The following is an 8997-nucleotide window of genomic DNA, read 5'->3' on the forward strand; positions in this document are numbered from 1 at the left end:
CACCCTTTTTATCTTCTACTCCAAGGAAAGCAATATAAGTAGAATTATCTTTTGGGAGGTGGAAATAAGTATTGCCGTTTTGGTCTAATTTTAAATCTGTTTCAATAACTTTTTTTTCTGCTTCTTGATCCTCTTTTGATTTTTTTATGATCCTTATAGCAATATTAGAATTTTTTGATAATTTTTTTAGTTTTTTTCGGCTTTTTTCAGAAAAGTTCCAGTAAACATATACCCAGTGCGGATTTACGGGCATCAATTTGAATTTATCTTTTCCATACTTTTGAGGAAGTTCTTTTGATTCATTTGATTTTGGGGGCTTTTGTGGATTTTTTGGTAATTTTTTATAATCTGAAACTTCTTCAACTTGTTGATTTAAAGAGTCTTCTAACCTTTTAATCTCTTTTCTAACTGCTTTTAAAATCTCTTTTTTATTCATATTTCGTTTTAATTTAACACCTAAATTCTTTGCGATATTTCTCAATTCCTGTATTGTAGGTTCATCTGCCCTAAAAGTATCTAACAATTTTTTATCCAATTCCTTTACTTTCATAAAGCACCTCCAACCTTAAATTGCTGCAACCTTTAAGAACACCCTATTCCCTTTTTAGATTCATGTTTTTTATTTTTAAAGTGTTTAATAAATGTAATTTTAATGTTTAACCGTTTGATATAATTTTATCATAAAAAAATTGAATAGTTGAGAATGGATTTTTAGGAGAAATAAAAAAAAACTAAATATTGACAAAATAGATTCCTTGTGATATTATATATTTTGAAAAGTAAGGCAGCGGAGCGTAGCGCAGTTGGGAGCGCGCCGGTCTTGGGCACCGGAGGTCGCTGGTTCAAGCCCAGTCGCTCCGACCATTAATGATTTAATGCGGCCGTAGCTCAATTGGTAGAGTATTGGCCTTCCAAGCCAAGGGTTGCGGGTTCGACCCCCGTCGGCCGCTCCAGCGCCTGTAGCTCAAAGGATAGAGCATTGGATTTCTAATCCAAGGGTTGAGGGTTCGAGTCCCCCCAGGCGCACCAAACTCTTGGTGGCTGTAGTTCAGTGGAAGAACGCCTGACTGTGACTCAGGATGTCGTGGGTTCAAATCCCACCAGCCACCCCATTCAAAAACGTCATAATTTAAGATTCTTTTTCACTCTCCCCGTTATATACATAAACCTCCGTTCCTAAAGACGCCAAAAAGTCAATAACTTCAACATCAAAGTTGAACATCCTAATACATCCATGCGAGATTCTTTTGCCTATTTCCCATGGTTTAGTTGTACCATGAATCCCATATTGAGGGTTTGAGAGCTGTAGCCATCTTGTTCCCATTCCATTCATTAGAGAACCCGGAGGTATATATTCATCGTACCAATACAATGCTGGGTCTTTCTCTTTGTATGAAATTCGATAGTAACCGGGCGGCGTGTAATCACTCATACCAACAGCAACGATATAAGTTTTTAACAACTGATCATGAAAATATAAGTACATCTTATTTTTCGAAAGGTTTATTTCTAAGCGTAAAGGACTTTCTTCGTATTTAACCTTTCCTATCTTTAAAGCTTGTCCTGGATAAATTAAAGAAGGATCCTTTAGATCGTTCATATTAACTAAATCTCCAGGAAGAACCTTGTATTTCTCAGCAATTTTATATATACTCTCACCTTTTTGTACGATATGGTAACCGTATACTTCATATTTTTGTTTTGGTTTTAGTACATTCTCGGTAGCAACAACTTTTGCCAATTTCAAAAAGGTGATTTTTTGCTCAAAATGTATTCCATATCTATTCCTAAAAGTAAAAACAGATTCATAAAACCCATCTTCAAAGTTACTCAACAACCTTAAGAACTCATCTGGATCTTCAAAAACCGTATCCCCCACCTGTACTTTCACCAATTCCAAATCTTCTTCTGGATAATAATCCAAATAATATTGATACCCATTTTCCACAACAGAGGTAGTTATTTCAACTTCTATATTTGGAGCGAATAAGGCTTTTTCTAAAAAATTTGCAAAAAACTGTGAAACATATTTTCCTTCTTTATCCATCGAGGTTATTAAAAATGAATAATAATTACCTTTAAAAGCGTTCAAATTAACGTAGAAGAAATAGATGTTTTCTTTTTCATACAAGGTTAATTTTTTTCTATCTCCCCCGTCATATATGTATACATTTGGTTTTTGCGTAGTATTTGTATAACTTTCTAAATTAATTTTCACAATATTTTGAGTTTGATCATATTCAACGGGATACAATTGAAAATAATTTTCAGAAAAAATTACTGAAAATAAAGTCACAAATATTACCAGCGATAATCCTTTTGTGATTTTTCTCAAATCGAAGTTCCTCCTTACTAGTAAAAATGGTTACCTCATTTTCCTCCTTTTCGAACCCTATATCTTTTCTTGAAACGTCGTTTAAAATTATAATATCCATATTTTTTTCTTTTAATTTCTTTATAGCATTCTCTTTTAAGTTCTCTGTTTCTGCAGCGAATCCAACAAGTATTTGACCTTCTCTCTTTATTCTTCCTAATTCTTTTATTATATCGGGGTTTTTCTCAATTTCTAGATTAACTATTGTATCTTTTTTTAACTTTTGTCCCGAATAATTTTTTATTCTTAAATCACTTACTGCAGCTGTCATAACTATTATATCACTATCTTCAAAATGCTCTAATACCTTTTCTCTTAATTCTTTTGCACTTTCTATTCTTATGATTTTTTTTACAATAGATGGTGGTTTTAAGTCGGTAGGTCCAGATATTAAAGTAACGTCAGCTCCTCTGTTTGCAAATTCTCTTGCTAATTCGTAACCCATTCTTCCACTGGACCTGTTTGACAAAAACCTTACAGGATCAATTCTTTCAACCGTAGGACCAGCTGTTACTAAAACTTTCTTATTCATGAAATCCTTTTTGGAAAGTAGGTATTCACTGTATTCTAATATCTCACTATTATCTGGATACCTTCCTTTACCAATTTCTCCGTCTGCTAAGTGTCCTTCTTCAGGCTCTATTATAGACCAACCATTTTGTTTCAATACTTCTAAATTCTTTTTATTAATAGGATTTTCATACATCCTAACGTTCATTGTAGGAACAATTATTTTAGAAGTTTTGGAATAAGCTAAAGCGGTACAAGAAAGTAGATCATCGGCAATACCATGTGATATTTTGGCTATTATATTTGCGGTCGCAGGAGCAACGATAAACAGTTCTGCCCACCTTGAAAGCTCTGTATGGGGAATCCAACCGGTTTTAACATCGAAAGTTTCATAGTAAACCTCACAGTTACCTACAGCAGAAAAAATCTGGTCGGATATCCATCTTTGGGCATTTTTTGTCATGATAACTTTTGGATTACATTCAATCTGTCTCATCTTAGAAATCAGATCAACCGCTTTATAAATGGCGATTCCACTCGTTACACCGAGTAAAATATTTTTCCCTTTTAAGTAAGGATACACGGAGAATTCACCTTCTTGGATTAATATCCAAAGTATTTGAGAATTCCAAAGCTCTTTTTAATCTTTTAATGCTTTCATTTTTTCCTAAAATAATTATAGATTCGTACAAACCAGGAGTTACTAACCTCCCTAAAAGAGAGCCTCTTATTGTCTGAAAAACATTTTTTCTACCAGTGATATTTAGATCCGCTATTTCTTTTAAAGTATTTTCTACATTTGCAAGGTCGTACTCATCAATTTCTGAGAGTTTTCTTATCGTTATCTCGATAACTTCTTTAAACCAAGGTTTTTTCATGTATTTTTCGATAAATTCTTCTTCGTATTCGAATTCTTTAACAAAAAAATTTTTGGAAAATTCATAAAGTTGTTTTAATGTTTGAACTTTAGCTCTGGAAACTTCTATGATTTTTTTTACAAAAGAATCTTCATTGTCTATTTTGACGTTTGTATATTTAGCCCATTCATTAAAACTTTTGTGTACTTCTTCAATTGAATCATTTCTCAAATGCACTTCATTTGTCCATAGAAGTTTAGTGTAATCAAAAATGGAAGGATTTTTTGATACCTTTTTTAGATCAAATTCCTGGTATTTTTTTATGTAATCAAATATCTGTTCGTTAGCATTCCACCCTAACAAACTCAAGTAATTCAATATAGCTTTAGGAAGATATCCTTCTTTTCTAAAATAAGTAATCGAAACCTCCCCGTGTCTTTTAGACAAAGGAGACTTGTCTTCACCTAAAATCAAAGGCAAATGGGCAAATTTTGGAAGTTCAAAAGATAAAGCATTATATATCAAAATTTGTTTGGGTGTATTAGAGATGTGGTCTTCACCCCTTATAACATGGCTTATTTTCATCAGATAATCATCTATCACAACCGTGAAATTGTAAACCGGAATTCCGTTTGATCTTAGAATAACAAAATCATTTATATGAGACATATCGAATTGTATAGTTCCTCTAATTTCGTCCAAAAACGATATTTTTTGATCTTTATCAACTTTAAACTTTACAACCACAGAATACTCATTGTTTTTTTTATATTTGTCTGGAAGATTATTACCTTCAAAAATTATTTCATCGCTTTTAGTAACTGAAAAATAAGCTTTTTCTTCATTTAGGAGTTGATCTATATAACCTTTGTATATGTCTAGTCTTTCACTTTGCCTATATGGCCCATATTCACCAGGTTTATCAACCCCCTCGTCGTAATCCAAACCTACCCATTTCATTTCTTCAAAAATGGCATCTTCGTACTCTTTTTTGGAGCGTTCCATATCGGTATCTTCAATTCTTAGTATAAACTTCCCATTATTTTTCTTAGCAAAGTACCAATTAAACAAGGCTGTTCTCAACCCTCCAACGTGTAGATGACCCGTAGGACTAGGAGCAAATCTTACTCTGATCATTTGTTTTTCACCTCTTCAATACCGTTCAAAACTCTTTCCAGTTCATCTATCGATGATACTTGTTTTACCTCTACTAATTTTCTGTTATCAAGAAACTTACCTTCTATCAAAACTTCAGTTATTCGATCTGTCCATCCGCCTGAGTTTTTCATTAGCAATATCGGTTTTTTGTAAGAATAGGCCCCCAAAATTTCGATAGCTGTGCCAATTTCTCCTCCCATACTTACGACCACGTCAACATTTTTTAACAAAACAAAAGAACGCATATTTAGATCAAGCCCTGTTTTTACAGGAATGTCCAGATAACCGTTCCCTTCCTGTTCCCAGGGTAAAAAACCAATAACATGCCCCCCACTATTTTTTACCGCCTTTGAAACTAATTGCATTATTCCATCTCGTCCACCGTTCACTAAAACCCAATTATTCTTTGCTATAATTCTACCGACATCATAACACAGTGAAGTTAACGATTTAATTGGTTCTTTAAATATATTCCCGGAATATCCAATAACCCCAACGTTCAAACCGATCACCAACCCAAATAATTTTCTTTGACTCTTGGATCATCCAAAACCTCTTTTGGAACACCGTTAGCTATAACTTTACCCCTGTGTAAAACATAAAGTTCATCAACTACCTGAGCAATTTCATCAACACTGTGATCTGTAACAATTATCGAAATCCCACTTTTTGCAAGTTTCCTAATTATCTGCTGTATATCTTTAACAGTTATGGGATCTATTCCAACAAAAGGTTCATCCAAAAGAATTACTTTGGGATTTGTTATCAAGGTTCTAGCAAATTCTAATTTTCTCTTTTCTCCACCTGATAAAGAATAAGACTTTTGGTGCATTAAATTATCTAATCCAAACTCTCCCACTATAATCTTAATTTTTTGATCTGCATCTTGAATCTTAAGAAGGTCAGAGATCATTTTAAGATTATCTTTAACGGATAAGTTCCTGAAAACAGACGGTTCTTGAGGCAGATAGGCCAATCCATTCAACGCTCTTTTGTGTATCGGAAGATGGGTTATATTTTGGCCATCAAGGAAAACATCTCCTGAGTTGGGAACAACTAACCCCAAAATTATCTTGAACAGCGTTGTTTTTCCTGCACCATTGGGACCAAGTAATCCTGTAATTAAACCGGATTTTGATTGAAATTGAATATTATCTAACACAATCTTTTTCCCATATGTTTTACTAATGTTTCTACAAGAGACAATAACCTTTTCCATACTATTTAATTTTAATTCTCATTCAAATACTGAATAATTTTATCGGTTAAATCTAATTCTGGATTGTAATAAACTACTCCGTTTTCATTTAAAATCAAATCGTAACCATTTTCTTTCGCATACTGAGATATCTTTACTGTTACTTTTGAAACGATGTTTGCCATCTTCTGCTGATACTCTTCTTGTAATGCTTGTTGATATTGATTTACACGAGTTTGCAATTGTTGAAGATTTTGTTGCAGTACTTCCTCAGTTGCCCCCGAACTTTGTAACTCATTGAACTGTTGTTCCATTTCGTTGATTTTTCCTTGATAATATTTTAAATCGATTTGGTACATGGATTCCAAATCTTTCCATTCATAATAACTTTCTACTGCCTTTGCAAAATTTACATAGCCAATTTTGAGATTTGAATCCGTTTGAGAAAAAGATATAACCACAAACATAATGGTAAATACCATCATAGAAAGAACTTTTCTTGTTGTATTACTCACAACATGCACCTCCATAAAATTTTGAAATTTATAATTACTTATTAAAAGTTCTTTGTTTCTTCGCTTCAAAAAGTATAATTCCTGCACTAACCGATACATTTAAAGACTCAACGTTGTTAAACATCGGTATGCTTACTAATTCATCACAATGGTTTTTAACGTTTTTTCGAATGCCATTTCCTTCATTTCCAAAAACCAAGCATATATTTCCTTGCCAATCGATTTCATAATAAGGTTTGCCTCCTATATCTGCTCCATAAACCCAAACATTTTCCTTCTTTAATGTCTCTATTGTATTGGAAAGATTGGTTACTTTAATTATTGGTATCTTAAATATTTGACCAGAAGAAACTTTTATAACAACAGGTGTGACTTCAACATCATTATCTTTTGGTATTATAATGGCGTCAACCCTTGCAGCCACCGAAGTCCTTACAATAGCTCCAAAATTATGCGGATCTTGTATTTGATCCAAGATTACTAAAAATAGTTTTTCTTTTCCTTCTATAATATCCAAATTTTCATATTTAAAATCGTTCCCGATATCAATGACGATTCCCTGATGCTTGCTTGTTAAAGCCATCTTTTCCAAAACTTCATTGGGGGAAAAACTGTAAGAATATCCTAAATTTGCAACATCTTCGACGATTTCTTTTAAAGACCCTTTTTCCGTTTTGGAACTACTGAAAAAAATATGCTTTACAGGATAATGAGTCTCAATAATCTCTTTCAATATGTTTTTTCCGTATATATACAATTATCGATCACTCCCAATAATTCCTCGATTCTTGAGTAACTTTTAGTCAAAAAAAGGTATCCAATGACTGCTTCAAATCCTGTAGATTTCCTATAATCATTGTCGTTGCCTCTTTTCTTCGCACCGTTCGAATTTTCCGCCCGTTTGTAATACTGCATTTCTATTGGAGTTAAATGATCTAACACAATATCAACAAACTTTGAATGAGCTTTTGCACTTAAAAAATCTTTTGTTTTTTCATAAAGATCTTTTGTTTTTATCCTGCCATCCTTTAGCAATTTCACCTTGTAAATCAAACCTATAACAGCATCTCCAATATAGGAAAAGTTCTCAATAGGTATTTCACGCAGATCCGCAAGTTGGAGATTTATAATTTCATCGAATCCTTTCATACAGTCAATATCTCCCTTTTATATAGTTCCAAAATCATATCTACACACTTTTCGATAGAATAATTGTTTTTCACAAAGATTTTAGCTTTTTCTTTTAATTCTTCGTATGTTGATGACTCTTTTAATAGTTTGAGTATTTCATTAGAAAAATCAACTTCATTTAAATTTTTGATCATAATTCCACCCGCATCTTCTTGAGAAAGTATATCATAAACACCTAATTTACCCAAAGCGACTACCGGAGTACCAGCAGCCATAGATTCAAGAATAACTAATCCCTGTGTTTCAGTGTAAGAAGCAAAAACAAATAAATAAGCTTGTTTGTAGGCATCTATTACCTTTTCTCTTGGTTGTGAACCTGTAAAAATAACATTATCAGCTATATTTAGCTCCATAGCTAACTTTTCCAGCTCTTCTTTTTCCGACCCTCCACCAACAATAACGAATTTTACTTTTATTTCTTCCAATAGTACTTTTTTAAACACCTTCAAAAGAAAACTTATGTTCTTTTCCTTCCCCAACCTACCTACAAATAGAAGAATTCTGTCATCTTCTTTTATTTGTGGATATTCTTTTTTCAAATCCCAGTTAATAGGCTTATCAAAAGAAGCTAAGTCTATCCCAGTTGGGATAGTTACTATATGTTCGGAAGGTACACCATATTCAACAAGCGTCTCTTTTATATTGTCTGTAGGAGCGATTATTTTATCCGTTTTTAAACACCAATTTTTTATGATTTTTTGAACAAATTCTGGTTGCGGTCTAACTATCGATGGTAGGTAGTGCAAATAATAATCATACATGGTATGGTGTGTCGCTACATGTTTTAGTTTTAACATACGTGAAACAACCCTTGCAAGTATTCCCATAGAAAAAGGATCGTGAGAATGTATTATATCCAAGTTTAACTCTTTGATTTTAAAAATTTCTGGAGAAAACGGTAGTGCAATCCTCTGCTCTTTCTCAAAGAGGAACTTAACAGCTGGAAATTCAAAGATTTTATCATCGTTCCTTTTATAATCAAATTTATATTTTGGAACAAATAGATATACATTGTGTCCCCTTTTTTCCATTTCATCCTTATAGAGTTTTATAGCGGTAGCAACTCCATTTTTTTGCGGTAAATAAGTATCGGAAAACATTCCTATATTCAATTGCATTTCCCCCTTATAAAATTCCTATATGTATTTATTATAACAAAAATTCGCTATTTTTTGATGCACTTACTAAACTAAA

General features: G+C 32.8%; 10 protein-coding genes and 4 tRNA genes. 4 read left to right on the plus strand and 10 right to left on the minus strand.

Translation table 11 applies throughout. The features are described 5' to 3' along the window. Window positions 1-550: DUF4912 domain-containing protein (locus AA81_RS04155; protein ID WP_146050339.1), on the minus strand; the 550-nt coding region annotated here is incomplete at its 3' end. 238 nt (window positions 551-788) lie between these two features. On the opposite strand from AA81_RS04155, the gene AA81_RS04160 reads away from it, so the two are divergent. The 4 genes from AA81_RS04160 to AA81_RS04175 all read left to right on the plus strand — a co-directional run bounded on the left by AA81_RS04160 (window position 789) and on the right by AA81_RS04175 (window position 1112). Then, window positions 789-864, plus strand: a tRNA-Pro gene (locus tag AA81_RS04160). Window positions 865-877: 13 nt separating this feature from the next. Continuing rightward, a tRNA-Gly gene (locus AA81_RS04165) sits at window positions 878-953 on the plus strand. Beyond that, a tRNA-Arg gene (locus AA81_RS04170) sits at window positions 954-1029 on the plus strand. It begins immediately after the preceding tRNA gene. 8 nt (window positions 1030-1037) lie between these two features. Further along, window positions 1038-1112: transfer RNA gene (locus tag AA81_RS04175), tRNA-His, on the plus strand. A gap of 17 nt (window positions 1113-1129) precedes the next feature. On the opposite strand, the gene AA81_RS04180 is transcribed toward AA81_RS04175, so the two are convergent. The 9 genes from AA81_RS04180 to AA81_RS04220 are packed head-to-tail and all read right to left on the minus strand — an operon-like array spanning window position 1130 to window position 8915. Next, the gene (locus tag AA81_RS04180; protein ID WP_103898298.1) at window positions 1130-2335 is read right to left on the minus strand and encodes a L,D-transpeptidase family protein; all 1206 of its coding nucleotides are present in this window, start codon (window positions 2333-2335) and stop codon (window positions 1130-1132) included. Beyond that, window positions 2268-3467: a bifunctional phosphopantothenoylcysteine decarboxylase/phosphopantothenate--cysteine ligase CoaBC gene (coaBC, locus tag AA81_RS04185; RefSeq protein WP_103898299.1), complete on the minus strand. Its 1200-nt coding sequence runs from the start codon at window positions 3465-3467 to the stop codon at window positions 2268-2270. Before coaBC ends, AA81_RS04180 begins: the two co-directional genes overlap by 68 nt. Before the next feature lie 7 nt (window positions 3468-3474). Continuing rightward, a complete protein-coding gene (gltX, locus tag AA81_RS04190; RefSeq protein ID WP_103898300.1) occupies window positions 3475-4878 on the minus strand; it encodes a glutamate--tRNA ligase in 1404 nt (467 codons plus the stop codon). Next, window positions 4875-5402 carry a TIGR00725 family protein gene (locus tag AA81_RS04195; RefSeq protein WP_103078515.1) on the minus strand — a complete coding sequence of 176 codons (528 nt, stop codon included), beginning with the start codon at window positions 5400-5402 and terminating at the stop codon, window positions 4875-4877. The genes gltX and AA81_RS04195 overlap by 4 nt, the downstream gene beginning before the upstream one ends. A gap of 5 nt (window positions 5403-5407) precedes the next feature. Continuing rightward, complete coding sequence (lptB, locus tag AA81_RS04200) at window positions 5408-6118, minus strand: LPS export ABC transporter ATP-binding protein (RefSeq protein WP_103898301.1); 711 nt, start codon at window positions 6116-6118, stop codon at window positions 5408-5410. Window positions 6119-6129: 11 nt separating this feature from the next. Further along, a complete protein-coding gene (locus AA81_RS04205; RefSeq protein ID WP_103078517.1) occupies window positions 6130-6612 on the minus strand; it encodes an OmpH/Skp family outer membrane protein in 483 nt (160 codons plus the stop codon). Window positions 6613-6646: 34 nt separating this feature from the next. Further along, window positions 6647-7369 (minus strand): 23S rRNA (guanosine(2251)-2'-O)-methyltransferase RlmB, encoded by a 723-nt coding sequence (rlmB, locus tag AA81_RS04210; protein ID WP_103898302.1) that lies wholly within the window; start codon window positions 7367-7369, stop codon window positions 6647-6649. Further along, window positions 7342-7761, minus strand: coding sequence for a Mini-ribonuclease 3 (locus tag AA81_RS04215; protein ID WP_103077748.1), 420 nt, complete (start codon window positions 7759-7761; stop codon window positions 7342-7344). The genes rlmB and AA81_RS04215 overlap by 28 nt, the downstream gene beginning before the upstream one ends. After that, window positions 7758-8915, minus strand: coding sequence for a glycosyltransferase family 4 protein (locus AA81_RS04220; RefSeq protein WP_103078519.1), 1158 nt, complete (start codon window positions 8913-8915; stop codon window positions 7758-7760). Before AA81_RS04220 ends, AA81_RS04215 begins: the two co-directional genes overlap by 4 nt. Window positions 8916-8997 lie beyond the last annotated feature (82 nt).

Source organism: Petrotoga halophila DSM 16923 (assembly GCF_002924615.1).

What these genes read in the sequence shown, in the direction of transcription:
- lptB (WP_103898301.1), bottom strand. Translation starts at nt 6,118, where the DNA reads ATGGAAAAGGTTATTGTCTCTTGTAGAAACATTAGTAAAACATATGGG.
- AA81_RS04215 (WP_103077748.1), bottom strand. Translation starts at nt 7,761, where the DNA reads ATGAAAGGATTCGATGAAATTATAAATCTCCAACTTGCGGATCTGCGT.
- gltX (WP_103898300.1), bottom strand. Translation starts at nt 4,878, where the DNA reads ATGATCAGAGTAAGATTTGCTCCTAGTCCTACGGGTCATCTACACGTT.